Source organism: Novosphingobium sp. fls2-241-R2A-195, from assembly GCF_030209485.1.
GTDB lineage: Bacteria > Pseudomonadota > Alphaproteobacteria > Sphingomonadales > Sphingomonadaceae > Novosphingobium > Novosphingobium resinovorum.
In genome coordinates, this window is record NZ_JARVRY010000023.1 from 85,552 (window position 1) to 111,771 (window position 26,220).

The following is a 26,220-nucleotide window of genomic DNA, read 5'->3' on the forward strand; positions in this document are numbered from 1 at the left end:
TAGCCCGTGTCCATCAACTCGATCCTCAGTTCCGCGATCTCGGGGCTTTCCGCCTCGCAGGCGGGGATGCAGGTCGTCTCGACCAACGTCGCCAATGTCGGCACCGTCGGCTATGCCCGCCAGACGGTGTCGCAGAGCGCGTCGGTGGCGGGCGGCACGGTTAACGGCGTGGTCGTGGGCGAGCCTTCGCGCGTGGCCGACAAGTTCCTCGAGAACGCGGTCTACAAGCGTGCGGGCACTGCCGGACGGGCCGAGGCGGCCGCGAGCTACCTCGACCGCCTGCAGGCGCTGCTGGGATCGCCGAGTTCGGACAGCGGCCTGACCGCACGGCTTTCGGCGATCTCCAGTTCGGTGTCGCAGGTCACCGGCCTGCAAGGCTCGGCGGAGTCCGTCGCGCTGTTCACCGGCAACGTGGACGACACGATCGACACCCTGCAGGGCCTGCAGTCCGACGTCACCAACTTGCGCGCCGACGTGGAAAGCGAAGTCTCCGACACCGTCGACCGGGTGAACGGGCTCCTGCAAAAGATTCACGGCCTCAACTCCGATGTCTCGCGCCTGCAGGGCCTTGGCCTCAGCACCTCCGGCCCGGCGGACGAGCGGATGAGCGCGCTGGAGGAACTGAGCGGCCTCGTCGAAGTCAGCGTGCGCGAACAGCCCGACGGGCGCGTCACCATCGACACCGCCTCGGGCCAGGTACTGCTAGACAAGCGCCTGCGCCAGCTGAGCTATGCCGACCAGGGCGCTGGCGCGGCGCAGACCAGCTATTCCGCCATCGACATCCGCTTCGCCAGCGACAACGGCACGATGCAGGCTTCGACCGGGGAGACGATTTCTTCCACCGCCGTCGGCGGCAAGCTCGGCGGCCTGCTCGACATGCGCGACCGCGTGCTGCCGGGCTTTTCCGAGCAGCTGGGCCAGCTGTTCACCGGCCTTGCCCAGACCCTGAACGCGGTGTCGAACGGGGGCACCTCCCTCCCCGCGCCGCAAACCCTGACCGGGCAGGCCAACGGCCTCATCGGCAGCGACCGCCTCGGCTTCACCGGCAAGGCGACGTTCGCGGTCGTATCGAGCGACGGGACCATGGTGGCCAAGACCACCGTGGACTTCGACGCACTTCCCGCAAATGCCACCGTGGACGACGCGGTTGCGGCGATCAACGCCGGGCTCTCCCCCGCCGCCACCGCCAGCTTCACGGACGGCGTGCTGTCGATCAGCGCCGCATCGAGCGCCAACGGCATCGCCATCGCGCAGGACGCAGACGCACCCAGCGACCGCGCGGGCGTGGGGTTCTCGCAGTTCTTCGGGCTCAACAATCTGGTGCGCTCGGGCACCAGCGGGCTCGTGCCTTCGGGCTTCACCGCGAGCGACCCGACCGGGTTCACCGCAGGCGAAACGACCAAGCTGGTCCTGCGCGATTCCTCGGGCAAGATCCTCACCAGCCAGACCCTGACCGCTGCCGACGGCGACACTTGGGGCGACGTCATAACGCAGCTGAACGGCGGAGAGCTGGCGAAATACGGCAGCTTCGCGCTCGACGATACCGGCCGCGTCGCCTTCACGCCCAAGGTCGGCAACTCCGGCGCGACGATCGAAGTGCCGGTGGACAGCACCAACCGCTACGGCACCGGGCTGACTTTCTCCGCTCTCTCGGGCCTCACCGGCGCGGCAAGCGGGCTTGCGACCGCGCAACTCTCCGCCGACATGCTCAACGACACCTCGCGCGTGCCGCTCGCCCAGTTGCAGGCACGCGCGGCGGTGGGCGAGAAGGCGATCGGCGCAGGCGATATCCGCAACGCCACCGCGTTCGTCGATGCGCTCTCGGGGACGGCCGACTTCGGCAAGGACGGCAAGGCCACCATCAGCGCCTTCGCCAACCGCCTGCTCGGCAATATCGGCGCACAGGCCTCGCTGGCCCAGACGACGTACGAGGATGCCTCCGCTCGCCTGACCGACGCGGCGACACGGCGCGATTCCTACTCCGGCGTCAACATCGACGAGGAACTGGCGCAGATGGTCGTGCTGCAGAACAGCTACTCCGCCGCCGCGCGGGTGATGACCACCGCCTCGCAGATGTACGACACCCTGCTGAACATGCTCTGAGGACCGGCCCCGAGATGACCCGTGTAGCCACAATCCCGCTCCAGCAGACCCTCTCCAGCGCCATCCAGCGCTCGCAGCAGAGCCTCGCCACCAGCCAGCTGCAACTGGCGACCGAGAAGAAGGTCAACGACTACGCCGGGCTCGGCCTCGACGCGGTGCGCACGCTGTCGGCCAAGTCGATGCTGGCGACGCAGGAGAGCTACAAGACCAACATCAGCCGCGTCTCCACCACGCTCTCGCTCTATCAGGCGAACATCGAGGCGGTGGACAGTTCGATGGGCAGCCTGCGCGACGAACTGTTCAGCGCCGTCGGCACCGGCAACTCGCCGGGCCTGCAGTCCATCATCGAGGACGCCTTCGGCGATCTGCGCAACGCGCTCAATGCCAAGGTGGCGGGCGTGCCGCTGTTCGCCGGATCGCAGACCTCCAGCACGCCGTTCGCCCCGGCTTCGCTCGGCGATCTGGCCAACTACGATTCCACCACGGCCTTCACCAACGATTCCGTGCGCCTTTCCACCCGCGCGGGCGACGGGCTCGACGTGGACTACGGGATCGGCGCCAGCGACATCGGCAGTTCGCTCATCCCCGCATTCCAGGCCCTCGCCGCCGCAGGTCCCTTCGGCGATACGCTGACCGAGGAACAGACGCAGGCGATCAACGACGCCCTCGGCCTGCTCGATAAGGGGATCACGCAAGTCCAGTCGGCCAACGCCCGCAACGGCCGGATGCAGGCCAAAGTCGAAACCCTGAGCACCCGCGCCGACGACCGCGTGACGCTGCTGACGAACGTGATCGGTTCAGTGGAGGACGCGGACCTGGGGCAGGTCGCGATCGACATCTCGCAGCGGCAGACGATCCTGCAGGCGAGCTATTCGGTGTTCTCGCAGTTGAACTCGATGTCGCTGGTGAACTTCCTCGATTAAGGTTCGCGGGGGTTTACCACCCCTGCACCCGGTATACCGTCGAGCGCACGCGCGCAGCTTCGTCAGGCGCACTTGGCGAGGTAGCTGCGTATTATCTCTTACTTTTCGTCATTCCCGCGAAGGCGGGAACCCATCTTCTGACGGTGCCTATTGCCAGGTCATCAGAGGGGCCCCTGCCTTCGCGGGAATGACGATGAAAGCCTGCCGCGCAATGCGGTCTTGAACCTGCTGCGCGGGAAACGACGACAGTATGGGTGTCTGGGGCGCCAAAGCTCTTTGGGGACCCAGGACTTCACTTCTTCCCCGCTTCCAGCAAATCCGCAAAATCCCCTGCCGGACTGGCCGAGGGAATAGCCGCCATGGCCTGCGCCAGCTTCCCCGGATCGACCGCCCCGGCAGTCCCGGTCAGCATCTCGAAGACCGGCGCCGACGACAGACCCTTGAACGCCCCCGCATAGCGCGCGTGAAGCCCGGAGAGCGCGTCTTCCCGCCCCAGCATCGCCTGCGAGATCGCGTGACGCAGCACTTGCGCCTGCGCCACCGGATCGAGGACACGCCCCTTCGGTAGAGCGCCCGCCGAGAGCGTCGCATAGCGCGCCCACTCGCGCCGCTGCCACAGGATTTCCGCCTGCAGCGCCGAGGTTCCGGGCAAGTCCTGCAGCACCGCCATGGCCTCCTCGGCGCGGCCGACTTGCGTGAGTGCGGCCGCCTCGACGCGCTTGCGTTCGGCGATCATCGCGTCGGGCAGGCCGGGATCGTCGGTTTCGCGCAAGGTGCGCAAGGCCCGCTCGGGCCTGCCGGCGAGGATGTAGAGCCCCGCCACCCGCGCCGAAAGCGGTCCGCGCGCGAGGTCGCCGGCACGCTGCGTCAGCTGATAGGAGAGGAGGTCCGCCGCGCGCTCATAGAGGCCCGCCTGCTGCAGCCGCGCGGCAAGCTGGCTCGCCATGAGGTCGCCCTCGGCGCCGTTCGGAGCGAGGTCGCGATAGTCCCAGTAGAGCCCGGCCGCCTTGTCCAGCGCCAGCTTGCGCGCCGGGTCGAGCGCCGCAGTCAGCTTCGCGCGCAGGCCGGGAAGGAACTCCGGCCCGAGGTCGGCGACATCGTGGAAGCGCACCAGAGCCGCTCCGGCGGACAGCGTCCCGGACAAGTCCCCGCGCGCGTCGGCAAGGCGGTAGGACAAGCGCAGCGCGCATTCCTCGATACCGTCACCGCGCCACGAATAGCGGATGGCGTCGAGTTCCTTGAGCGCCGCCTCAGGCCGGATCGCACCTCGGGCAACGTCGCCCTCCAGCTTGCTGAGCCGGGCTTCCATGCGCTCGACCGGGTCTCCGGACTGCACCACGCGGGCATAGCGCAGGCGGGCCTCGTCCGGATGGCCCAAGGCCTGCCCAGCGCGGGCACGCAGCAGGTTGGCGGCGGGGTCGCGGTCGGGCAGCCATGACAACCAGTGCAGCGCCTTGTCCGGCGCACCGCCCTCCACTCCGGCGCGCGCAGCGGCGAGGACGAACGGCGCGCCGCGCGGGCTGGCGAGTGCGGGTCCGGCACAGTCCAGCTGCGCCAGCGCCTGTTCGGCCAGACCTTCCTGCGCCAGCGCGCGCAGGCGCCAGAGGCATGCCTCGGGATTGGCGCGCAGGCCCGGCATGTCGAGTTCGCCCATGGCATCCTCTGACCGGCCGAGTTGCGTCAGCGCGGCGCCGTGAGCCAGCCTCCACGCATCGACCATGCCGAGGTCGGGGTCGTCCTGCCGCATGACTTCGAGCACGCCGAGCGCTTCCGGCCCGCGCTCGGCGGCGATCAGGCTGCGGGCATAGTCCCACCGCACCGCCTGTCGCTGCGGGTTGGGCGCGGCGGAGAGACGGCGCCATGCCTCGGCCTCGGCCAGCGGCGTCCAGGCACCGACACCGGTAAGCGGCGGGCGCTGCGCAAGTTCGGCCGCGAAGCCCGGCAACCGCGCGCCCACGCCGGGGTCGAGCGTGCCGTAGGGCAGCGGCGGCGCGACGGTCGTACCGCACAACAGCGAGGCGCCCAGCACCAGCGCCGCGCCCGGGAGCAGCCGCATGCGCCTCACAGCGATTCCGCCGATGCGATGCCCGAGATCACCAGCAAGGCCCCGCCGATCGCACAGCCGACGAGGAACAGCACCATCGCGCCAAACACCCACAAGAGGCTCCCGCCCTGCCGGGTCGGAGCCGCGAGCACAGCGGCAGCCACCGCCTCGGCGTCCTCATCCGGCCGATCGCCGCGACGGCGCCCCGGGTTCACGCCGGGATTTTCCTGTGCGGACGCACCCTCGCCCTGGCTCGCACATACCACGCGGACCTTGGCTGGACGCCGATCGCTGCTCATCTCAACGGGACTCCTCGAATTTCATCCTATTATAGAGGCGTCGCCCGCCCACCGGAGTTCGCATGCCCCGCTTCCGTTTCTTTGTTCCGGCACTGCTACTCTGCGCGGCACCGGCGTTTGCCGCGAACACCGAACCGCGCAAGGCGGTGGAACTGCCGCCGCCCGATCCCACGTTCCTGCCGATGGAGCAGATCGACGCGCCGATCGTTGATGGCGGACGGGTGGACGGGGTGCTCCACGTTGCGATCACGCTGCAGGCGAAGACCGCCGACGATGCCGCCGCGCTCGCCAAGCGGATGCCGGAACTGCGCGCCGCCGCGCTCCCCGCGGCGATCGAGTTCGCCCGCCTGCGCGCCTCGCGCTTCTCCCCGGTGGATGTGGAACGTCTGGCGGGGATGATCGCGCCGTCAGTGAAGCGGGTGGACCCGGCCATCGACAAGGTCCTGATCGTGAAGGTTTCCGCGACGGAGCGGTGAGGTCGGGAACCGCTACTGCCCCATTCGTCGTCGCGAGCGCAGCGAAGCAATCCAGGGCCGCGCAAACCGGGGTGGATTGCTTCGCTGCGCTCGCAATGACGAGGGGCGGGGTTACTTCCCCGCCTTCGCCACCGCAGGCACCACCTTGCGTCCGGCCAGCGCCATCGACAGCGCGACGGCGCCCTGTGGCGACATGTTCGCCATGATCTGCGCCGTCGCCCGCTCGCGCATGCGGGTGGCGACTTCGCGCTGGACCTCGATGTCGAGCTTCTCGAAGATCGGCCCGGCGCGGTTCGGCTTCATCGTCTGGTAGATCCGCGCGAGGTTGTCGTAAGGCACCGAGGGCGCCCCTGCCCCACCCCCCGCACCGCCTTGGGCCCCGGCCTTCGCGGCGGCGGCCTGCTGTTCCTGCTGCTGGCGCACCTGCCCGGCAAGCCGCGCCTCGCTGGCCTTCACCGCCTGCTCGCGCATTTCCAGCCTGCGCTTCTCGGCGGCCGAAGTGCTGTCACGCCGCGCCGCCGAATCCTGCAGCGAGGCTCCGAGGCGGCTCGTCGGCGCCCCCCCGGCAATGTCTGCCGAAGCGGCAAAGGCGATGGCGTTGGCCACCGCCGCCGCCGCCGCGACGCCCAGCATCAACCGGGTAGGCTTGGTCAGCGCTCTTATCATGCCACGCGCCCAGTCATGCTACCCGATTACCGCGCTTCGAGGTCAGGTCGAACACGATGCGGCTGAGTTCGCGCGCCTCATCCGCTACCGGAGCAGGCGCGGCAGGCCGCGTCTCCGCCTCGGCGCGCAGCACCGCATCGGCCTCGTCGCGCCAACGGGCGGAGCGGCGGCGCACGCCCGCCTCGGCCGCGCGGGCCTTGTCGGCGGCATCGACGATACGCTCGGCCACCGAATTGCCGACGCCAACCATCACCGACAGCTCGTCCCGCAATTCACGCGCGGCATACAGGATCTCGCCCTGCGCCGCCGCGTCGGTGGAGAGCACCCGCTTCAGCTCCGCCAGCACCAGACGCGCCTGATGCGTGGCGTTGTCGAGCTTCTCCACCGCCTGGTCGAGATGACCGTCACGCAGCGCCCGGATGCGGCGGTCCATGCGGATCGCCTGCACCATGACGATAAGGCACATCAGCACGAGGGCGAGGTTGATCCCGGTAGCAAGCGTCATTTCGGATACCCCTTGGCGATGTCGGTGGCCATGCGGATGGCGATGTTGCTGGAACGCTGGCCGATATGCGCGCGGCCCAGCGGCACCCCGCCGCAATGGACCTGCAGCGCGTCGTCCGGGCTGTTGCTGAGCGAGATGGTATCGCCCACCTTTAGCCCGCGCACGTCGCGCAAGGGCATCATCTTCTCGCCCAGCACCACATCGACGACGACTTGCGTATTGTAGAGTTCGCTCGCCATGTGGTCGGCCCAGATGCGGTCGCGGCCCGCCTTCTCGCCCATGAAGCGCTGCAGCAGCTTTTCGCGCACCGGCTCCAGCGTGGCATAGGGCAGCAGGACCGAGAACACCCCGCCGCGCCCTTCCATGTTGACCGAATAGGTCGCGACGGCGGCGACGTTGCTCGGCTCGGCGATGGCGGCGAAGCGCGGACTCAATTCCATGCGCTCCAGCGCCATGGCGACCGGCGCGATCTCCTCGAAGGCGCTGGCGAAGTCGTCCAGCGCCATCTGCACCACGCGTGAGACGAGGCTGGATTCGATGGTCGTGAAGGTTCGCCCCTCCGGCGGCAGCGAGCGCGTGCCGCCTCGCCCGCCGAGCAGCGCATCGACGATGCCGTAGATCAGCCCGGCGTCCACCGTGACGACACCGTAGCTTTCCCAGGGCTTGACCTGGAACACGCCGAACATCGCGGGCAGCGCGATGTTGTCCATGAAGTCGCCGAAGCGAACCGAGGTGATCCGCTCCAGGTTCACCTCGATCGCGTCGGAGGTGAGATTGCGCATCGAGGTCGCGAAAATCCGCACCATGCGCTCGCATACCACCTCGAGCATCGGCAGGCGCTCGTGGTTGATGACGTTGGATTCGAGGACCGCCTTCAGGCCCTTGCGCGGCACCGCCTCGCCATCGACGGCGGCGAGACGGATCGGGTCGTCGCTCACTGCTGGATCAGGTCCTGAATGAGGATGTCGCGCACCATGCCCTTACCGAGCGCCTCGGTGGAACGGCGGATCATCTCCTCCTTGATGCGGAACACGGCGGCCGAACCGTTGAGGTCGTCGGGGCGCAGTTCGCGCAGGAAGGGCTGCAGCGCGTCGAGGATCACCGGCAGGCGCGCCTTGACCGCATCGGTCTTGCCCTCGGCCGCGACGACGACGAAGCGCAGCTTGACGAACTTGGCCTGCGCCCCTCCGCCGCGAAGGTTCACCATCATCGGCGCGACTTCGATGTAAGAGGCGGACGGGTCGGCGTCGGCGGCTCCATGGCCCTCCCCGCCTTCGCTGCCTTCTTCCGGCGCCGCCTCAGCCTGCTTTTCCTCGGCGTGCTCCGAGCCGCCCTTCTGCATGTACCAGTACACGCCGCCGGCGCCCGCGAGCATGCCGACCGCAACGACGGCGATCGCGATCAGGCGGACCTTGCCGCCCTTCTTCTTCGCTCCGGCTTCATCGACCGGCGTATCGTCGGTCTTTTCGTCGCTCACGTTCCGCCTACCCCGTTCGAAAATTCCCGCGAGCGTGTCCATGTGCGTCCGCGCGCGCGGTTTCAATCCTATATAGGGGATTAAGAGCCCTTTCCGGGTTCGCCCAAGATTTTTGCGAAAAGGTCCGCCGATGGACGTTTCTTCCTTCGTCCTCCTCAGCCACGAGCAGGCCCTGCGCCGCCAGCTGGACGTGGCCGCAAACAACATGGCGAACGTCTCGACCGCGGGCTACAAGCGCGAGCAGGCGGTGTTCCACGAGTACGTCGAGAACGCGCAGGAAGCCCCGGTGCAGGACGCGCGGAAAACCTCCTACGTGCTCGATTACGGGCAGGTTCACGACATCGCCCAGGGCGCGTTCCAGTCCACCGGCAACCCGCTCGACGTGATGATCGAGGGGCCGGGCTATCTCAACGTCGAGATGCCCGACGGCTCCACCGGCTACACCCGCGCGGGCTTCGTGAAAGTGCTGGAAAGCGGCGAGCTGGCGACCTCCGGCGGCCAGCGCCTGCTCGACGAGAGCGGCCGCCCGATCGCCATCCCCGCCGACCAGCTGGCGCAAGTCTCGATCACCGCCGACGGCACCGTCATGGCGGGGCAGGACCCGGTCGGCCGCCTCGCGGTGACCGGCTTCGCCGACGAGAACATGCTGGAGGCGCGCGGCGACGGCGTCCTCACCGGCACCGGCGGCACCGTGATGACCGCCGCCCAGACCCGCCTGCGCAGCGGCGGCGTCGAGGCCTCCAACGTCGAGCCGATTTCCGAGACCACCCGCATGGTCGAGGTGCTGCGCTCCTATCAGGTCAGCCAGCGCCTTTCGGCCGACCTTTCCGACATGCGCCGCAAGGCGATCGACCGCCTCAGCAAGATCGGCTGAAACCCCTAAAAGCCCCGAGGAAACCGCCCATGCGTTCGCTCTCCATCGCCTCGACCGGCATGCTAGCCCAGCAGACCAACGTCGATGTCATCTCGAACAACATCGCCAACATGAACACCACCGGCTTCAAGCGGCAGCGGGCGGAGTTCCAGGACCTGCTCTACCAGCAGGAAGCCCGCCCCGGCGCCGCGACCAGTTCGGACGGGACCAAAGTGCCCACCGGCATCCAGATCGGCGCGGGCGTGAAGACCGGCGGCGTCTACCGCATCACCGAACAGGGCGCCCTGACCAACACCGGCAACCAGTACGACATGGCCGTCGACGGCGAGGGCTATTTCCAGGTCATGCTTCCCTCGGGCGACCTCGCCTATACCCGCGCGGGCTCGTTCCAGCTCTCCGATCAGGGCGAGCTGGTGACCACCGACGGCTACCGCGTGCAGCCCGACATCACGATCCCGCAAGGGGCGGTCAGCGTTTCGGTGTCGAAGACCGGCGAAGTGCAGGTAAAGCTGGACGGACAGGTCGAAATGCAGACCGTGGGGCAGCTGGAACTCGCCACGTTCATCAATCAGGCGGGCCTCGAAGCCATTGGCGACAACCTGTTCAAGGAAACCGGCTCCTCGGGCCAGCCCATCGTCTCGACCCCCGGCCAGCCCGGCTACGGCACGCTGAGCCAGGGCTTCATCGAGGCCTCGAACGTCAACCCGGTCTCGGAGATCACCGCGCTGATCACCGCCCAGCGCGCCTACGAGATGAACAGCCGCGTGCTCAAGACCGCCGACGAGATGCTCCAGACCTCGACGCAGACCGTCTGATGTTGGCAGCCGCGCTTCTCCTCGCCGTCGCCGCCGCGCCTGCGGGGGAACCCGCCGCCGTGCTCGCCCGCACGGTGGAGCGCGGCGAGGTGCTGGCGCGCGCCGATTTCGAGACACAGCGCCTCCCCGCCGCCGTCGCGCGCGGCGCCCTCTCCCCGGCCGATGCCGCGGGGCAGGAAGCGACCCGCCGCATCATGGCAGGCTCCGCCGTGCGCGCCGCCGACGTCGCCGCGCCGCGCCTCGTGCGGCGGGGGGAGAACGTGACGATCGCGCTCGTTTCCTGGGCCTTGCGCATCACCTCGCCCGGCCGTGCGCTCGCCGATGCGGGGCGCGGCGAGCCGGTGCGCGTGCTCAACCTTGCCACCAACCGCACGCTCGAAGGCACGGCTGCCGCGACGGGCGAAGTGCGCATCGCGCTTCCGTAGGAACCCTCATGAACAAGCGTTTTGCTGCCCTCACCTGCGCCCTTCTCTCGGCCAGCCTGCTGGCGGGCTGCGGCTCGGTCGGCCGCCTCAAGAACGTCGGAAAAGCGCCGAAGATGAGCGATCCCGGCGCCCCGGTGGCCCCGCGCATCGAACCCTCGCTGGGCAACCACGCCAGCGCCGATCGCGCGCCGGACGGCAGCGACCCCAAGGTCGCCGAGGCCGATCGCGGCGCCTCCCTCTTCCGCACCGGCGGCGGCGCGTTCTTCCGCGACCAGCGCGCCTCGCGCGTGGGCGACATCGTCACGATCCGCATCAACATCGCCGATAATGCACAGGTCGCCAACAGCACCACGCGCACCCGCAACGGCAGCGAAGGCGGCGGAATCGCGGCACTTCTGGGCCTCGAGAGCCAGATCGGCAAAGTCCTCCCCGGCAACCCGGACCCGGGCAACCTGGTCAGCACCAATTCGAAGTCGAGTGCGGTCGGCGTGGGGAACACCGCCCGATCGGAGCAGATCAACATGACGGTGGCGGCCACCGTCACCAGCGTCCTGCCCAACGGCAACCTCGCCATTCGGGGCAAGCAGGAAGTGCGGGTGAACTTCGAACTGCGCGAACTGGTGGTTTCCGGCGTGATCCGGCCCGAGGACATCGCCCGCGACAACTCCATCCGCCACAGCCAGATCGCCGAGGCGCGCATCAGCTACGGCGGCCGTGGCCAGTTGACCGACGCGCAGCAGGCCCGCTGGGGCCAGCAAATCTACGACGCGCTGTTCCCGTTCTGAGCGGTACATATAGCGGCACTCAACGGCACTCAGGGGTGCCACAAGGAGGTGCTAACATGCCAACACCATCATCCCAGCGAAGGCTGGGACCGCTGTCGGTGTTTAGGCGAGAGTCCGCCGACAGCCACCCTGACGCGAAGTGCGCTGTTCGCAGCGAGCGGTCCCAGCCTTCGCTGGGATGACGGGCTTTTGTCAGAGAGCCCAGGAAGCATTCCTATAGTTTTTCCACAGGCCGCAACCGTCCTTTAACGACTCCTCCTAGAATAAAGACGCACCCGTATCTTTCGGGATTGCGAGAGGCCGCAGAATCGGCCGGTAACCTAGAAGGGAAACAAGAAATGGCGTTTTCGGTCAACACCAACAGCGGCGCGATGGCAGCTCTCCAGAGCCTCAACGCGACCAACAAGTCGATGGAAACCACCCAGAGCCGTATCACCACGGGTCTGAATGTTGCCTCGACCAAGGACGACTCGGCGAAGTACACGGTCGCCCAGACGCTCCGCGGCGACCTTGGCAAGCTGGGCGCGGTCACCACCTCGCTCAACAACGCCAAGTCGGTCACGGACGTCGCCGTCGCCGGTGCCGAACAGATCTCCGACCTCGTCAACCAGATGAAGTCGAAGGCTCTCGAAGCATCGGATGCCGGTCTCGACGACGAAAGCCGCAAGGCGATCTCCAACGACCTGCTGACCCTCAAGAAGCAGATCAATACGGTGATCGAAGGTTCGAGCTTCAACGGCACGAACCTGCTTAAGGGCTCGGCTGCCACCGTCGATGACGATGGCAAGGTCAGTGCACTGCAGTCGATCAACGGTGATACACTGACGGTCGCCAACCAGGCACTGAGTGAGGCTGCGGAGACCGCTTTCGGCGACTCTACGACGGATGACGACATCACCAATGTCGGCATCGCCGATGACGGTACGGCGGACACCGGTTCGGGTGCGGCGGATGCGCTCTTGACCAAGCTCGACACCATGTTCGACACGGTCAAGACCAGCCTGTCCGACCTCGGCGCCGGTTCGCGTCAGATCGAAGGCCAGCTCAGCTTCAACAGCAATCTGAGCGACGTGATCACGACCGGCATCGGCAGCCTCGTCGATGCAGACCTCGCCAAGGAGTCGGCGAACCTTCAAGCCCTTCAGGTCCAGCAGCAGCTGGGCGTGCAGGCTCTGTCGATCGCCAACCAGTCGCCGCAAACGCTCCTGTCGCTGTTCCGCTAAGGACGGCGCCAGGCTCCTTCCGATTTCGGGAGGGGACCATTTCGAAAGGCCGGGACGGTTCGCCGCCCCGGCCTTTCTTTTTGGGGGAATCCTCAGCAAATGCCTCCCCGAGCAGGCTCGGGGTGAAATACTCACCTCGCCGCGACGGACTTCACGATTATCTCGTCCAGCTTGCGCGGGTCGATCGACATGACCACCCGGGCCTTCTGCTCGCCGAGGCCGGGCTGGTAGTGCTCGCGCCAGCTGAGCGTATCGCCGTAAGTCGCGCCGAACGCCGCGTCGTAATCCACGTAGAGGTCTTCGGCCCCGGTCACGATCGAGGGATCGAGCAGCACGGCGGCGACGATCTCGTCCCACAGCGGGAAGCCCGGTTCGAAGCCGGCGATCGCCTTGCCCAGTTCCGGCTTCGCGCCCTTCGCGGCGCGGTCGAGCAGCTTGCGGCTCAGCTGCGTCGCGGTCGAGGGATCGACCGGGATCACGGTGATCTGCTTCCACGGCGCGCGGCTGACGATGCTGGCGGCCTCGGGGTCGAGGCGGATGTTGAATTCGCGGCGCGGCGAATTGGCGAACTCGCGCGCGAACTCCACGGCCGAGCGGTCATCGAGGACGCGGTGCGGGTTGAAGCTGCCGCCCATGTAGATCAAGCCTTTGGCAAGGCTGGCAAATTCGGGGTCGAGGCGCTGCGCCAGCGCGAGGTTGGTCATCGGTCCGCCCTCGACGATGGTGATCTGGCCAGGGTACTTGTGGACCATCTCGATCATGAACACCGCCGCCATCTTCGAGGCGACCTTGGTGCTGGGCGCGCCCCAGGGCAGGTTCGAGAGGTCGTAGGGCGTGTAATAGGGCGGCGTCGACTGCTGCGTGGGCTCAACCCACTGCTTCATCCACGCGCCCTTCCACGTCAGCTTGCCGTAGAGCGCTTCCCAGCGCTCGGTCGCCTTCTCGGTATTCATCAGCGGATCGATCGCGCCCTGTGCCACCGGAACGTCGGTGCGGCCCATGATCTCAAGGCCGCGCAGCTGCATCGCCGCCCCGCGCGGCGCCCACCAGTTGCCGGTCACGCTGGTCACGCCCACCACGTCGATCTGCGGCGAATTGAGCAGCATCATGTGCATGAGCGAGAAACCCTCGTCATCGATGAGGACTTTCTGCGGGGCGGGCTTGTCCTCAGCCTGAGCAGGCAGGGCAAGGAAGACCGCCGCCGCCGTCAGCAGCGAGGAGACGAGACGGGTCACGGCATTCAGGGGGGTCATCTGTTGTCCTTGTTGGAACACAACTCACTTCGTCATTGCGAGGAGGCCCAAGTGCGCTTTGGGCCGACGAAGCAATCCAGGGCAGTGCGCAACCGCCTTGGGTTGCTTCGCTACGCTCGCGGGTGACGAACGAAGGGAGCGGCCCCCTGCCCTCTCGCGGATGAACAGGCATGGGGGCCAAATAAAAAGGGCGCCGGTTTGACCCGGCGCCCTTCGCTTCATCAGAAGTTGAAGCGGATCTCGCCGCCGATGATGCGCGGTTCGTTGAGCATCGCCGTCAGGTTGTTGAAGTCGATCGCGCCGACGACGCGGATCTGGTTTGTGATGTTGCGGGCGAATGCCGCAACTTCGTAGCCGCGCTTGTTGTCGCGGTAGCCGACGCGCGCGCCGCCCTCGAGGTAGGCCTTACCCGTGAACTCGATCGAGTCGTACAGGAACAGGTTGATCTTCGAGCGGTAAGACCAGTCGGTGTAGGCGAAGATCTCGTTGTCGTTGCCCAGCGGCACGGCGTAGCGCAGCGTCGCGTTGCCGATCCAGCGCGGAGCCTGCGGCAGGCTGTTGCCATCGATCGAGGCCAAGGTGGTGCCGTTAACGGTCACCAGCGGGTCGGTCACGGTGCAGCCGCCGCCGCAAGGTGCGACGTAGAGGTCCTTGTCCTTCAGCTCGGTGTAGTTGTAGCTGCCGCCCAGCGTCAGCACGAGGTTTTCGATCGGGGTCGCCGAGAATTCCGCCTCGACGCCGTAGCCGATCGCCTTCTTCGCGTTCATCAGCTGCGTGACGTTGGAGTTGCCGCCCACCGCCGTCAGCTGGATGTTCTTCGTGTCGAAGTAGTAGCCGTCGACCGAGAAGTTGAACAGGCCCGGCTGCTCGGTCTTGAAACCGACTTCGTACGAGGTGGTCGTCTGCGGGCGGGCCATCGTCGCGACACCGGCAGTGGTGTCGTTCTTCAGCGCCGCGCCAAGGTAGCCCGACGCCACGCGGGCGTAGATGCTGCTCGACGAGGAGAGCTTGAACGTCGCGCTGCCATCCCACGACCACTTGGAGCCGTTGGTGCTGCCGGTCGAACGGCCGGTGGTGGCATCGATATCGTCGCCGTTCACAAGGATGGCATAGCGCTTATCATGCGACCAGCGCAGGCCGCCGCGCAGGATCAGCGCGTCCACCGGGGTGTATTCGACCGAGCCGAAGAACGCGTAGGTCTCGTTGTCGAGGTGCGAGATGCTGGTCGGCGAGTAGACGTTGGTGTTGGACCACGAACCGCTCTCGCTCTCGAGGTTCTGGTTGAAGTAGTAGGCGCCCGCCTGGAAGCTGACGTCGCCGAACTTCTTGGAGGCGAAGCGCAGTTCCTGGCTGAATTCCTTCGGCGTGGTGTCGCCGCCGGTCTGGACCTGGAACGGGGTGTTCGCGGGTGTTCCGCCGTCGATATCACCGCGCGAGAAGACGCTGGCGCGCTCCCAGGCGGTGATCGAGTAGAGCGAACCGGCGCCGTCGAACTCGTAGCTGGCCTGGACGTTGGCGCCCCAGCTCTCCAGCTCCTGCGGGTTCGAGCCGTTCTGGTTGGCATGCTCGATGTCGTAGCCGGCGACGAGGTCGTTGGTGCCCTTCTGGATCGCATTGGCGCGGAACAGGCGCGCGGTACCCTTCAGCGAGCGGGCATGAGCGTTGACGAGGATGTCGAGGGGACCGTCCTCGTACTCCAGCTGGAAGCGACCGGCGTAGTCCTGGTAGCCCTCGAACTTCTTCTCGTTGATGGTCGCGGCGTTGTCGTTCTTAACCCAATCGTCACGGCGCTGGACGAGTCCCGCGACGCGGAAGCGCAGCTTGTCGGTCAGCGGCGCGCCGACGGCGGCTTCCAGGTTGACGGTGTTGTAGGTTGCCCACGAAGCGCTGACGTGACCGTCCACTTCCTCGGTCGGACGCTTGGAGGTCAGCTTGACCACGCCTGCCGGGGTGTTGCGGCCGAACAGCGTGCCCTGCGGTCCCTTGAGGACTTCGACATTCTCGAGGTCGAAGGCCGGGAAAGCCTTGAGCATCGGGCTTTCGAGCGCAACGTTGTCGTACACCACCGAAACCGGCTGCGCGGCGTCAGCGCTGAAGTCGGTGTTGCCCAGGCCGCGAATGTAGAAGCGCGGGAAGGTACGGCCGAACGAAGATTCGATCTGAAGGCTGGGCACGCGCGCAGCGAGGAATCGGATGTCCTGACCGCTGGAGTTCAGCACGTCGAGCTTCTCACCCGAAAGCGTCGAAACCGCGACCGGCACGTCCAGCGCACGCTCTTCGCGGCGCAGCGCGGTCACGACGATTGCGTTGTCTCCCTCTTCGGCCACCGGAGCGCCGCTCTGCGCAAGGGCAGGCGCGGCGAACGAAGCCGAAATCGCGAGGACCGAAACCGCCGTAAAACGGCGCGAACGAGCAGAATTCAAAATTACCCCCTGAGGTAGCCATGTTTTGGGATGGGGGGCCGATAAGCTGACCAGCGCTGTCATTCAACAGCAATGAACCGCACAGCGCGTTGCGAAAAATGGCGCGGCAATTTTGCAACGCAACATGGCAACCAGGCTCGGAGTCGCGCGCAAAGGGGGCTTGCGGGTTCACCAAGAAACCGGAGCGTCAGCAAAGGTTAAAGAGGTTATCACGGACTTCGTTAAAGAGGTTAAGGCTTCCCGCGACCGCACTGCAGCAAGCATATTTGGCGAGACTGGCGAAATGTCCGAGTTTGCCGTGCCCCGGCGCGTTCCCGTAGTGTCGAGGCCGCATGGCATCGCACGATTTTTGCATCAGGTTTTGCCGAACCTGTGCCAGCGACGTTCAACCAGGCAAGCTTTCACGGTGGCATGATTCTGTCGTCCCGGTTCGGACACGACCCTTCCGGAACGCGCCTCGCCAACTTGATCGGCGATGGTGCATTGCCCGACGACGCCGCCGCCGGATAGCCAACGCCTTTTCGTTATCGGTGAAGTGCTTGCCTGATCGGCACGATACCAACGCTTGAGCCGTTCATGAAGAACGCAAACCTTGCCTCGGCTACCTCGAGCAGTAAACTGCTTGCCCGGGTCCGTGACGTGAACGCGGGCGTAGGGCTCGCGCATCCTCAGGTTTGCTTCGCAATCACACCCCTTTTTTTCAGCAGCACGGTTCGGAGCATCGATAGAGCCACTTCCCCGCGCTGGTTGGTCAACTCGTGCCGGAACACGACGATCCCTTGTCCGGGCCGCGACCTGCTCTCGCGCATCTCGACCACTTCGCTCGCGCAGGTCAGGGTATCGCCGATGAAGGTCGGCTTGGGCGTAACCACTTTGTCGAAGCCCAGGTTGGCGACGAGCGTGCCGACTGTCGTGTCCGCGATCGACAGGCCCACCGCCAGGCTGAAGGTGAAGGTCGAATTGACCAGGATCTGCCCGAACTCGCTGGCTTTCGCGGCCTCAGCGTCGAGGTGCAGGGGCTGCATGTTGTGGGTCATCGCCGAGAACAGCAGGTTGTCGGTCTCGGTGACGGTACGGCTCGGCTGATGCGTCAGGCGGTCACCGACCTGCCATTCATCGAAAAAACGTCCGGCCATCTTATTCGGCCTCCTCGATCTGCACGAGTAGGGCATCGACCTGCACCTGCTGGCCGGGGCTCGCCGCGAGCGCCCTGACGATGCCATCGAACGGCGCGGTCAAGGTGTGCTCCATCTTCATGGCTTCGAGGGTCAGGAGTTTCTGTCCCTTGGTCACCGTCTGGCCCTGTTTCACCTCGACGGCGATGACCTTGCCCGGCATGGGTGCAACGATCGCGCCGGAACTGTCTGCCGCGCCATGCGCGCCGTCGCGTCGCCATGGCGCCAGCAGCCAGGCCTGCCCCTGTTCGGTGACGAGGACGCTGCTGGCAGGCTCGTCGCTCCCATCGTCAATCTCGAGCTCGATCTTCTCGCCATCGAGCAGGAACCACGCGGTTCGCCGCGGCGGCGCGTTCAGCCGCAGGCCCGGCGCGATGCCGGCCGGAACGAGTGACGAAGCGGCCGCACGAAGGGTATCGGCCGAAGGCACCGGCGGCTGCGCCAGAGCCTCGCCGTCGCGCCCGATCAGACCGGTATCGACTTTGCCCGCCGCGAAGTCGGGGTGCTGCAGTGCTTTGACGAGGAACGAGGCATTGGTACGTACCGGCCAGACGGCAGTGTCCTCGAGCATCGCGCCGAGCCGTTCCCGCGCCTCGTCGCGGTCGTCGCCCCAGGCGATGATCTTGGCAATCATGGGATCGTAGAAGGGCGAGACTTCGGCGCCTTGCGTGACGCCGGTATCGATACGCCCTGTTTCCTTGGCTCCCTCGACCTCGCCGAACTGCAGCAATTCGAGGCGGCCGATGCTGGGGAGGAAGCCCTTGGCGGGGTCTTCGGCGTAGAGCCGCGCTTCCATCGCCCAGCCGTCGATCGTCAGGTCATGCTGCGCCAGCGGCAGCGGTTCGCCGCTCGCCACCCGCAATTGCCATTCGACGAGATCGACCCCGGTGATCGCCTCGGTGACCGGATGCTCCACCTGCAGTCGGGTGTTCATCTCCATGAACCAGATGCGGTCGGCCGAGAGTGCGCCAGAGCCGTCGGCAATGAACTCGATGGTCCCGGCGCCGACATAGTCGACCGCCTTTGCAGCGCGCACGGCGGCGGCGCACAGCGCCTCGCGCGTGGCTGCGTCCATTCCGGGAGCGGGGGCTTCCTCGATAACCTTCTGGTGGCGGCGCTGGAGCGAACAGTCGCGCTCGAACAAGTGGACGACGTTGCCGTGCCGGTCGCCGAAGACCTGCACCTCGATGTGGCGGGGCGAGGCGATGTATTTCTCGATCAGCACGCGGTCATTGCCGAACGAAGCGGCCGCCTCGCGCTTGCAAGAGGCGAGCGCATCGGCGAATGCGTCGGCACTCTCGACGAGACGCATGCCCTTGCCGCCGCCGCCAGCGACCGCCTTGATGAGCACCGGGTAGCCAACCTTGTCGGCCTCCTGGCGTAGCAAGTCGGGTTCCTGGTTCGCGCCCATGTAGCCCGGCGTCACCGGAACTCCGGCCTCGGCCATGAGCGTCTTGGCGGCGTCCTTGAGGCCCATAGCCGTGATCGAGGACGGGTTCGGCCCGACCCAGACCAGCCCAGCGTCGATGACGGCCTGCGCGAACTCTGCGTTCTCGGACAGGAAGCCGTAACCCGGGTGAATGGCCTCGGCCCCGGTCGCCTTCGCGGCGGCGAGAATTTTCTCGCCCACAAGATAGCTCTCGCGCGTGGGTGAGGGACCGATGTGGACGGCCTCGTCGGCCTCGCGAACATGGAGCGCCTGTGCATCGGCGTCGGAAAAAACCGCGATGGTGCGGATGCCCATGGCCCGCGCGGTACGGATGATGCGGCAGGCGATCTCGCCGCGATTGGCGATGAGCAGAGAAGTGATCATGGGTGACGCTCCGGGAAGCCGTGGCGGGTATGGAGCGCTGCCAACAGCGGCTCGATTGCGTTGACGAAGCCGCCTTCGGCAAAGGCCAGCGCAGGCAGGTTTTGGTTGTCTTTGCCCAGTACCGCGACGACTTCGCTGCGGGGGCGCGCCCATCCGACGCGCACGACCTCGATGTTCGCGGCGCGATCAGGGAACAGCGAAAGCAGGCCCTCCACCGTGACGCTGTCCTTGCAGTAGAAGCGGCGCCCTTCGTAGGCCGGATCCGGCCAGTCGAAGTCGAGCACGAACAGGGTATCCCTGCTCACATCCGGAACACCCCGAAGCGGGGCGCCTCCTCGATCGGGGCTTCGAGACAGACCGACAGCGCCAGGCCCAGCACGTCACGGGTTTGCACGGGGTCGATCACCCCGTCGTCCCACAGCCGCGCCGTGGCGTAGTAGGGGTTGCCTTCGTCCTCGTACTTCTGGCGGATCGGGGCCTTGAAGGCCTCGGCATCCTCGGGGCTCCAGTTGGCGGCATCGCGATGGACCGTCGCCAGTACCGACGCCGCCTGCTCGCCGCCCATCACCGAGATGCGCGCATTGGGCCAGGTAAACAGGAAACGCGGGTCGTAGGCGCGCCCGCACATCCCGTAATTGCCTGCTCCGAACGAGCCGCCGATCAAGACCGTCAGCTTGGGCACTTGCGCGGTGGCGACAGCGGTGACCAGCTTGGCGCCGTGCTTGGCGATGCCCTCAGCCTCGTACTTGCCGCCGACCATGAAGCCCGAGATGTTCTGCAGGAACAGCAGCGGGATGCCGCGCTGGCAGGCCAGTTCAATGAAATGCGCGCCCTTCTGCGCGCTCTCGGAGAACAGCACGCCGTTGTTGGCGAGGATCGCCACGGGCAGCCCGTGGATGTGCGCGAAACCGCAGACCAGCGTGGAGCCGTAGAGCGCCTTGAACTCGTGGAACTCGGAGCCGTCGACGATGCGGGCGATAACCTCGTGGACATCGTACGGCGCGCGCACGTCCTCGGGAACGATCGAATAGAGTTCCTCGGCCGCGTATCTGGGCGGCCGGGGGTCCTGCACCGCAAGGCCATGGCGATGCGCGGGTCCAAGGTGGCTGGCGATGTCTCGCACGATGGTCAGCGCATGCTCGTCATCCTGCGCCAGATGATCGGTGACGCCCGACTTGCGCGAATGGAGATCACCGCCGCCCAAATCCTCGGCAGTGATGACCTCTCCCGTCGCGGCCTGCACCAGCGGCGGTCCGGCGAGGAAGATCGTTCCCTGATCCTTCACAATCACGCTCTCGTCGCTCATCGCAGGGACATAGGCACCGCCTGCGGTGCAACTGCCCATGACGCTGGCGATCTGCGGGATGCCCCGCGCGCTCATCTGCGCCTGGTTGAAGAAGAAGCGCCCGAAGTGGTCGCGGTCGGGGAAGACCTCTGCCTGGTTGGGCAAGTTGGCGCCGCCGCTGTCGACGAGGTAAATGCAGGGCAGACGATTGGTCGCCGCGATCTCCTGCGCGCGGATGTGCTTCTTGACGGTCAGCGGAAAATAGGTGCCGCCTTTCACCGTCGCGTCGTTGGCGAAGATCATGCATTGCCGTCCCGACACACGGCCGATTCCGGCAATGATCCCGGCGCCGGGCACCTCGTCCCCATAAAGACCATTGGCGGCAAGCTGGCCGATTTCGAGAAAGGGCGAGCCGGGATCGAGGAGCCGCTCGACACGGTCGCGCGGCAGCAGCTTGCCCCGGCTCAGGTGCCGCTCACGTGCCCTTGCGTCACCCCCAAGTGCCGCTTTCGCCACCCGTTCGTGCAACTCGGCGGCGAGCGCGCGATTGTGCGCGTCGCGTGCCCGGGCCTCAGGGCTGTCGAGATTCAGGGTGGTCTGCAGGACCGGCGCGCTCATGCCTCTTCCTTCCGTGCGGGCGGCGCCAGTTTGCCTTGGGCCTGCCTTGTCGATTTGCCGCATCTATCTAGACAGCCGTAAAGAAAAGCGGAAATTGAAAGTTTCCGCACCTCGTCATAGACAGTATCTATGATTGATCAGTATCTCCTGCGCTACTTCCTGGCCGTGGCAGAGACCGGCAACTTCAGCCGCGCGGCCAGGCGCGTGAGCGTGACTCAGCCTACCTTGTCTGTAGGGATCGCCAAGCTGGAACGCGAACTGGGCGCGAGGCTGTTTGACCGCGACCGCCAGCGCGTGGCCCTGACCCCCGCCGGCAGCCGCTTTCTCGTACGCGCCCGCCGCATCGCCGCCGAGTACGAGCATGCTCTTGTCGAACTCAGTGAAGTCACCGATCCCACCTTGCTGCGCATTGGCGTGCTCAACACGATTCCCACGCGCCTCGTTGAAGGCTGGCTCACCGCGCACCGCGCGCTAGGTTCAGGCGAGACGCTAGAGATACTCGACGGGTCTGAGCGCGACATCGCCGAGCGGCTAGAGCGCGGCCGCATCGACCTGGCGCTAAGCGTGATCCGCCCGCACCACCCCCGATTCGCACCCGAAGTGCTTTCCCGCGAACGCTACATGATGGTCCTGCCGCCCGATCATCCGCTGGCGGACGAGAGTGAAGTGCAGGCCGAACAGCTCGCCCGCGACCGCATGGTCCTGCGACGCCACTGCGAGGCCCTGCCCGAGATCAACCGCTTCTTCGTGGAGCGCGGCGTGAGACCGCGTTTCGTCCTCAAGACCACAAGCGACGAGCGAGTGCTGGCCGTTGTGCGTAGCGGTGCCGGGATCGGCATGATGCCCGAAAGCTTCGCCGCGGGTCCCGAGCGCTTCGTGCCGGTGCGCGACTTCAAACTTGTCCGCGAGATCGGACTGCTGCACGCCGCAGCGGCATGCGTGGAACAAGGCAGAGCAAGCCCGCTCATTGCGATGGTCAGAGCCCATTACGGCACAACTGATCTGAGGAGGTCAATCTGATCGCCAGCTATCGACCGTCTGCCGCACGGCACAGACCACCACCTTTGGGCTGTACCGCCGGATACCGCCACCTTGCCAAAAAGCTCTGCCAGGCTCCTCTACGAAAGCTGTAGGCGCGGATCTACGACAGTCCGTACCGACGTTCCAGGGCCGGAGAGATTGGCGATCGCTGCGGCCACGGAGCCGAGCCCGATACGCTCGCCAAGCCACGGTGCCACGTCGATCCGGCCCTCGGCTATTCTGCGCATCGCGAGGTCCATGTCCTGCGGCTCCTCGCCGCCGGCGAACTGGATGTTGAGCCGCTTGTTCTGGGCGGCGAAGACGTAGAGCGGCTCGGGCTCCATGCAGTAGCCGCCCATGACGAGGCGGCCGTCGAACGGCATGCTCTCGATGATCCGCTGCAACATGCCGGGCACGCCGACGTTCTCGTAGACGAGATTGACGCGCCGCCCGCCGAGATCGGGCAGCGGCCCGTAGGGATCGACTTCGCGCGGGTCGATGGCGATGTGCGCGCCCGCCTTCAGGGCCAGGTCGCGCCGGTCGGCGTGGAAGTCGGCCGCGACGATCGGCGCCGCTCCCGCCAGAGCAAGACCCGCGACAACGCCGAGCCCGATCGCCCCGCAGCCCAGCACCAGCGCCACGTCGTCCTTTCCGGGGCGGCCGCGCCGCGCATGTTCGAGGCCCACGGCAAGCGGTTCGATCAAGGCGGCATGATCATCCGGCAGACCCTCGGGCACCTCGAGCAGGAAGTCCTCGTCGAGCAGCATCAGTTCTCCGCACCCGCCCGGACAATCGTGGCTGAAACCGACAACGGCGTGCGCTCCGCCCTGCCGCATGATCGGCACCGACGTCACCCGCCGTCCAGGCGCGACCGGGCGGCGGCTACCGGCGCCGTAGTCGATGACCTCGCCGACGAACTCGTGACCCGGCACGAAGGGACGCGTCTCGTCGAGCCCCGCATAGGGCCCGCCCATGCGGCGCGACAGCTCGATGACGTGACGACCACCGGTCAGGAAGTGGGCATCCGATGCGCACAATCCGCAGGAATGCGTGCGTACCAGCGCCTGCCCCCGGCCCGGTTCCGGGTCGGGCAATTCGCGCACATGCACCGCGCCGTTCTCGATACAGGCCGCCTTCATGCCGCCATCGCCTCGCGCAGCGCCGGCATCGTCGCGGCAAGCAGCCTCAGGTTCTTCCACCCCTCCTCAGGCGCGAGGCCGCCAAGCAGGGGCTGGAAGCCGATGTTGCCACCTTCTGCCGCGCCCACCTTGTCGAGCAGCATCTGCGGCGTCCACGCCGCGAAGAGCCCGGCGTGCCGCAGCTTGGCGGGATCGGTGAGACCCTTGAAGGGCGAGTTGGAGCCGTCGCCCTCGGCTTCGGCCCACTTCGCGTATTCGGTGATCACGTGAACGGCATGCGGCGCGATGGCGTCCCAGCCCTGGTCCGGGTCCTCGCACAAGTGGATTGCCATCGGCATGCCGGGACGCGGGCGGAAATACCGGCGCGGGGCATGGCCGAGCCGCGCGCACTCGGCGAGGTAGATGTCGACGAGGTCACCCTTCATCGGCCCGAACCCGACCCCGAACTTCGCCGCCCGCCTGGCCGACGCCGGCACGCCGCCACCGACGAGGATGATGTCCTCCGGCTCCTGCACCGGCTGCGGGCGCACGAAGATCGGCCGCGCGCCGTTGCCGTCGTCATGCTCGAAGCGCTCGCCCTTCAGCGCGCGCAGGATGATCTCCAGCCCCTCGTCCATCCGCTTCGCCCGGTCCTTGAGCGACTGGCGGAACATCGCGAATTCGTGCGACACGTAGCCCGCGCCGAAGATCACCCCCAGCCGACCGTTCGACATGTTGTCGAGCACCGCGATCTGCTCGGCCAGTTCGAGCGGATCGTGCAGCGGCAGGATCACCGCGCCGAGCAGAAAGCGGATGCGCCTGGTCACCGCCGCCATGCCGCCCGCGAGGACGAAAGGCTGCGGCAGATAGCCGTCCTGCGAGCCGTGATGCTGCATCAGGCCGATCTGGTCGGCGCCGATCTCGTCGGCAAAGGCGGCCATCTCGATCGCGGCGCGGTAAAGCTGCGGCGTCGAGCTCGCCCATTGCGGCGAGCGCATGTCGAACGACACCGAAATCGTGAAGTCCTTCATCACGCCTCTCCCTGCAGGCCATGGGCGAGCGCCGCGTAGGAAGGGTCGGACCCGTCCCGGCGCGCGCGGTCATGGTGGTACATCTCGGTGACGTCGCGCACGCAATCGTAGTCGGTGACGGTATCGCGGCGGTCGATGCGCCAGACCCCGTCGCGCCGCGACCAGCGGTCGCAATAGCGCGACCACACTTCCATCTGCACAAGCCTGCCGTCGCGCTCCATGCGCAGCGTCGCGGTGACGTAGGCCTCGCTTCCGGCCCGGTCACCATCCACCTCGATCAACACGTTGGTGACCTGGTGCGAATGCGCAAGCAGGCCGGCGTGCGCAGCGCAAATCCAGTCGATCGCCGCGTGCCCGCTGCCCTTGAAGCCGCGCTCCCCGTAATCCACGGTCGCATCCTCGTGGAACACCGCATGGCCCAGCGCCGTATCGAGGCGATCGACGCTGCGACAATAGCGGTAGAGCTGTTCGGTGATGGCCTGCTTGTCAGCCAGTTGGCGCACGTCGCTCACCCTTTCGCATCCGTGGAAAACGTCGCGGAAATCCGGCGAATCCGCTCGCGCCGCTGAGCGGCCGATGACGCTGACATGCCCGCCACGTCGTCCGCCTCGCCCCAGTTGCAGACGGGGCCGAACGGCAGGCGCGCGAGGCCGAGCCGGGCCACCTCGTCGGCATCGGCAAGGCCGTCGGGCACAGCTATGCCGCGTGCCGCCATGAGTTCGCGATGCGCCGGGGTATCCGTCCGGCCAAGCACGAAGCTGAGCACATCGACACCGTGCGGCTCCAGTTCGGCCCAGAGCGCCTCGCACAGCACGAGGTCGAACGCCTTGGTCGCCGCATAGACGCCGATGCCGGGCAGCCCGCCGTAGCAGGCGCCCGAGCCCACCACCATCAGCCCGCCCCGTTCGCGTGCGCGCATAGGAGCGGCGAAGGCGTGGAGCGCGCGGGTCACCGTCACCACATTGCGCGCGACCAGGGCATCCCAGCTGGCGACCTCGACATCGAGGAACATCGCGCCGTTGGGATCGGCGCCCGCATTGAGGATCAGCAAGCCCACCTCGCGTCCGGCAGCGATCCCCTGCAACTGCTCGGCCGCATCCACGGCGGCCAAGTCGATCGAGGCGGTCACGCATTCCACCCTTGCGCGCAGTTCATCCGCCAGCGCCTCCAGCGGCCTTGCGCGCCGGGCGACGAGGATGAGGTTCATCCCTTTGTCCGCCAGTTGGCGCGCAAAGGCCGCGCCGGTCCCTTCCGATGCCCCGGCAATGAGTGCCCAGGGACCATAACGCGCGGTGAACGTCGCCTGCTCCATGCCATCGTCTCCCTTGCGCGAGCCTGCGCATTTGCGCTGGCGCCCGACAATCAAATTCAGTAAATACAGAATATGCCGAACATCAAGCTGTCACAGCAGGACGAAGCCTTTCTTGACGCCATGGCGATGTTAATGGCCCCCTGGGGCTGGCCCCGGCCGGTCGGGCGCATCTACGCCTATCTGCTTCTGCGCGAGGAACCCGCAACGCTCGACGAGATCGCCGCCGATCTCGGTATGAGCAAGAGCAATGCCAGCGTCGCCGCACGCACGCTCGAGCATTGCGGCAACGCGCGAAGGCAGGGCGAGCCGGGAAGTCGCCGCATCTACTATTCGGTGCCGCCGGAGTTCAGCGGGCCTTTCGTCGCCAAGGCGCAGTTGCTCGATCGGCAGGTGCGCCTGTTCGCCGATCAACGCGAGCGCGACATTGCCGGACCGGTCGCCGAACGCTTTGCGCGCATCGGTGCATTCTATACAGCGATGCGCGAGGCGATCGAGCATGTGGTCAGCGATGCGCAGCCGGCTCGAACCGAGGAAGCCGCAACGCTCGTGCGGTAGGC

26 protein-coding genes are annotated in these 26,220 nt (G+C 66.8%); 10 read left to right on the forward strand and 16 right to left on the reverse strand.

The window, feature by feature from the left end; genetic code table 11:
- Positions 1–6 precede the first annotated feature (6 nt).
- Both flgK and QRN25_RS17270 read left to right on the forward strand, forming a co-directional pair.
- On the forward strand, positions 7–2,103 hold the full coding sequence (flgK, locus tag QRN25_RS17265; protein ID WP_211150611.1) for a flagellar hook-associated protein FlgK: 2,097 nt from the start codon (positions 7–9) through the stop codon (positions 2,101–2,103).
- 14 nt (positions 2,104–2,117) lie between these two features.
- Positions 2,118–3,026, forward strand: a complete 909-nt coding sequence (locus QRN25_RS17270; RefSeq protein ID WP_211150612.1) for a flagellin — start codon at positions 2,118–2,120, stop codon at positions 3,024–3,026.
- A 292-nt stretch (positions 3,027–3,318) separates the two neighbouring features.
- On the opposite strand, the gene QRN25_RS17275 is transcribed toward QRN25_RS17270, so the two are convergent.
- Complete coding sequence (locus QRN25_RS17275; RefSeq protein ID WP_285020429.1) at positions 3,319–5,082, reverse strand: hypothetical protein; 1,764 nt, start codon at positions 5,080–5,082, stop codon at positions 3,319–3,321.
- Positions 5,083–5,087: 5 nt separating this feature from the next.
- Positions 5,088–5,369, reverse strand: a complete 282-nt coding sequence (locus QRN25_RS17280) for a hypothetical protein (RefSeq protein ID WP_285020430.1) — start codon at positions 5,367–5,369, stop codon at positions 5,088–5,090.
- 62 nt (positions 5,370–5,431) lie between these two features.
- On the opposite strand from QRN25_RS17280, the gene QRN25_RS17285 reads away from it, so the two are divergent.
- Entirely contained in the window at positions 5,432–5,845 is a 414-nt protein-coding gene (locus QRN25_RS17285; protein ID WP_285020432.1) for a flagellar basal body-associated FliL family protein, read from the forward strand.
- Between the two features lie 111 nt (positions 5,846–5,956).
- On the opposite strand, the gene QRN25_RS17290 is transcribed toward QRN25_RS17285, so the two are convergent.
- Genes QRN25_RS17290 through QRN25_RS17305 form a run of 4 tightly spaced genes read right to left on the reverse strand, consistent with a single transcriptional unit; the run spans position 5,957 to position 8,493 of the window.
- Positions 5,957–6,511 carry a MotE family protein gene (locus tag QRN25_RS17290; protein ID WP_036527360.1) on the reverse strand — a complete coding sequence of 185 codons (555 nt, stop codon included), beginning with the start codon at positions 6,509–6,511 and terminating at the stop codon, positions 5,957–5,959.
- Between the two features lie 13 nt (positions 6,512–6,524).
- Complete coding sequence (locus QRN25_RS17295; protein WP_285020433.1) at positions 6,525–7,016, reverse strand: DUF6468 domain-containing protein; 492 nt, start codon at positions 7,014–7,016, stop codon at positions 6,525–6,527.
- On the reverse strand, positions 7,013–7,954 hold the full coding sequence (gene fliM / locus QRN25_RS17300; protein ID WP_285020434.1) for a flagellar motor switch protein FliM: 942 nt from the start codon (positions 7,952–7,954) through the stop codon (positions 7,013–7,015). Before fliM ends, QRN25_RS17295 begins: the two co-directional genes overlap by 4 nt.
- Positions 7,951–8,493 carry a flagellar basal body-associated FliL family protein gene (locus tag QRN25_RS17305; protein WP_285020435.1) on the reverse strand — a complete coding sequence of 181 codons (543 nt, stop codon included), beginning with the start codon at positions 8,491–8,493 and terminating at the stop codon, positions 7,951–7,953. Before QRN25_RS17305 ends, fliM begins: the two co-directional genes overlap by 4 nt.
- A gap of 130 nt (positions 8,494–8,623) precedes the next feature.
- On the opposite strand from QRN25_RS17305, the gene QRN25_RS17310 reads away from it, so the two are divergent.
- The 5 genes from QRN25_RS17310 to QRN25_RS17330 all read left to right on the forward strand — a co-directional run bounded on the left by QRN25_RS17310 (position 8,624) and on the right by QRN25_RS17330 (position 12,615).
- The gene (locus tag QRN25_RS17310) at positions 8,624–9,367 is read left to right on the forward strand and encodes a flagellar hook-basal body protein (RefSeq protein ID WP_285020437.1); all 744 of its coding nucleotides are present in this window, start codon (positions 8,624–8,626) and stop codon (positions 9,365–9,367) included.
- A gap of 29 nt (positions 9,368–9,396) precedes the next feature.
- Positions 9,397–10,182, forward strand: a complete 786-nt coding sequence (flgG, locus tag QRN25_RS17315; protein ID WP_285020438.1) for a flagellar basal-body rod protein FlgG — start codon at positions 9,397–9,399, stop codon at positions 10,180–10,182.
- Complete coding sequence (gene flgA / locus QRN25_RS17320; protein WP_285020439.1) at positions 10,182–10,607, forward strand: flagellar basal body P-ring formation chaperone FlgA; 426 nt, start codon at positions 10,182–10,184, stop codon at positions 10,605–10,607. Before flgG ends, flgA begins: the two co-directional genes overlap by 1 nt.
- Positions 10,608–10,615: 8 nt before the next feature.
- The gene (gene flgH, locus QRN25_RS17325) at positions 10,616–11,392 is read left to right on the forward strand and encodes a flagellar basal body L-ring protein FlgH (RefSeq protein WP_036527348.1); all 777 of its coding nucleotides are present in this window, start codon (positions 10,616–10,618) and stop codon (positions 11,390–11,392) included.
- A 338-nt stretch (positions 11,393–11,730) separates the two neighbouring features.
- Positions 11,731–12,615 (forward strand): flagellin, encoded by an 885-nt coding sequence (locus QRN25_RS17330; protein WP_211150621.1) that lies wholly within the window; start codon positions 11,731–11,733, stop codon positions 12,613–12,615.
- Between the two features lie 131 nt (positions 12,616–12,746).
- On the opposite strand, the gene QRN25_RS17335 is transcribed toward QRN25_RS17330, so the two are convergent.
- The 6 genes from QRN25_RS17335 to QRN25_RS17360 all read right to left on the reverse strand — a co-directional run bounded on the left by QRN25_RS17335 (position 12,747) and on the right by QRN25_RS17360 (position 21,182).
- Positions 12,747–13,868, reverse strand: a complete 1,122-nt coding sequence (locus QRN25_RS17335; RefSeq protein WP_211150622.1) for a nucleoside hydrolase — start codon at positions 13,866–13,868, stop codon at positions 12,747–12,749.
- Between the two features lie 221 nt (positions 13,869–14,089).
- Positions 14,090–16,291, reverse strand: a complete 2,202-nt coding sequence (locus QRN25_RS17340) for a TonB-dependent receptor (protein WP_285020440.1) — start codon at positions 16,289–16,291, stop codon at positions 14,090–14,092.
- A 668-nt stretch (positions 16,292–16,959) separates the two neighbouring features.
- Positions 16,960–17,427 (reverse strand): MaoC family dehydratase, encoded by a 468-nt coding sequence (locus QRN25_RS17345; protein ID WP_211150624.1) that lies wholly within the window; start codon positions 17,425–17,427, stop codon positions 16,960–16,962.
- A 1-nt stretch (position 17,428) separates the two neighbouring features.
- Positions 17,429–19,279: an acetyl/propionyl/methylcrotonyl-CoA carboxylase subunit alpha gene (locus QRN25_RS17350; RefSeq protein WP_285020441.1), complete on the reverse strand. Its 1,851-nt coding sequence runs from the start codon at positions 19,277–19,279 to the stop codon at positions 17,429–17,431.
- Positions 19,276–19,584 (reverse strand): DUF3088 family protein, encoded by a 309-nt coding sequence (locus tag QRN25_RS17355; protein ID WP_271182394.1) that lies wholly within the window; start codon positions 19,582–19,584, stop codon positions 19,276–19,278. The genes QRN25_RS17350 and QRN25_RS17355 overlap by 4 nt, the downstream gene beginning before the upstream one ends.
- Complete coding sequence (locus QRN25_RS17360; RefSeq protein ID WP_211150626.1) at positions 19,581–21,182, reverse strand: carboxyl transferase domain-containing protein; 1,602 nt, start codon at positions 21,180–21,182, stop codon at positions 19,581–19,583. The genes QRN25_RS17355 and QRN25_RS17360 overlap by 4 nt, the downstream gene beginning before the upstream one ends.
- Positions 21,183–21,311: 129 nt before the next feature.
- Here QRN25_RS17360 and QRN25_RS17365 point away from each other — a divergent pair, with 129 nt between their 5' ends.
- Positions 21,312–22,202, forward strand: a complete 891-nt coding sequence (locus tag QRN25_RS17365) for a LysR family transcriptional regulator (RefSeq protein WP_211150627.1) — start codon at positions 21,312–21,314, stop codon at positions 22,200–22,202.
- A gap of 98 nt (positions 22,203–22,300) precedes the next feature.
- On the opposite strand, the gene QRN25_RS17370 is transcribed toward QRN25_RS17365, so the two are convergent.
- The 4 genes from QRN25_RS17370 to QRN25_RS17385 are packed head-to-tail and all read right to left on the reverse strand — an operon-like array spanning position 22,301 to position 25,663.
- Positions 22,301–23,341, reverse strand: a complete 1,041-nt coding sequence (locus tag QRN25_RS17370; RefSeq protein ID WP_211150628.1) for a zinc-binding dehydrogenase — start codon at positions 23,339–23,341, stop codon at positions 22,301–22,303.
- Complete coding sequence (locus QRN25_RS17375) at positions 23,338–24,351, reverse strand: LLM class flavin-dependent oxidoreductase (protein ID WP_285020443.1); 1,014 nt, start codon at positions 24,349–24,351, stop codon at positions 23,338–23,340. The genes QRN25_RS17370 and QRN25_RS17375 overlap by 4 nt, the downstream gene beginning before the upstream one ends.
- Positions 24,351–24,854, reverse strand: a complete 504-nt coding sequence (locus tag QRN25_RS17380) for a nuclear transport factor 2 family protein (protein ID WP_285020444.1) — start codon at positions 24,852–24,854, stop codon at positions 24,351–24,353. Before QRN25_RS17380 ends, QRN25_RS17375 begins: the two co-directional genes overlap by 1 nt.
- A gap of 5 nt (positions 24,855–24,859) precedes the next feature.
- Positions 24,860–25,663 (reverse strand): SDR family NAD(P)-dependent oxidoreductase, encoded by an 804-nt coding sequence (locus tag QRN25_RS17385; protein ID WP_285020445.1) that lies wholly within the window; start codon positions 25,661–25,663, stop codon positions 24,860–24,862.
- Positions 25,664–25,735: 72 nt separating this feature from the next.
- Between QRN25_RS17385 and QRN25_RS17390 the strand changes: the two genes are divergently transcribed.
- Positions 25,736–26,218 (forward strand): GbsR/MarR family transcriptional regulator, encoded by a 483-nt coding sequence (locus QRN25_RS17390; protein WP_285020446.1) that lies wholly within the window; start codon positions 25,736–25,738, stop codon positions 26,216–26,218.
- Positions 26,219–26,220 lie beyond the last annotated feature (2 nt).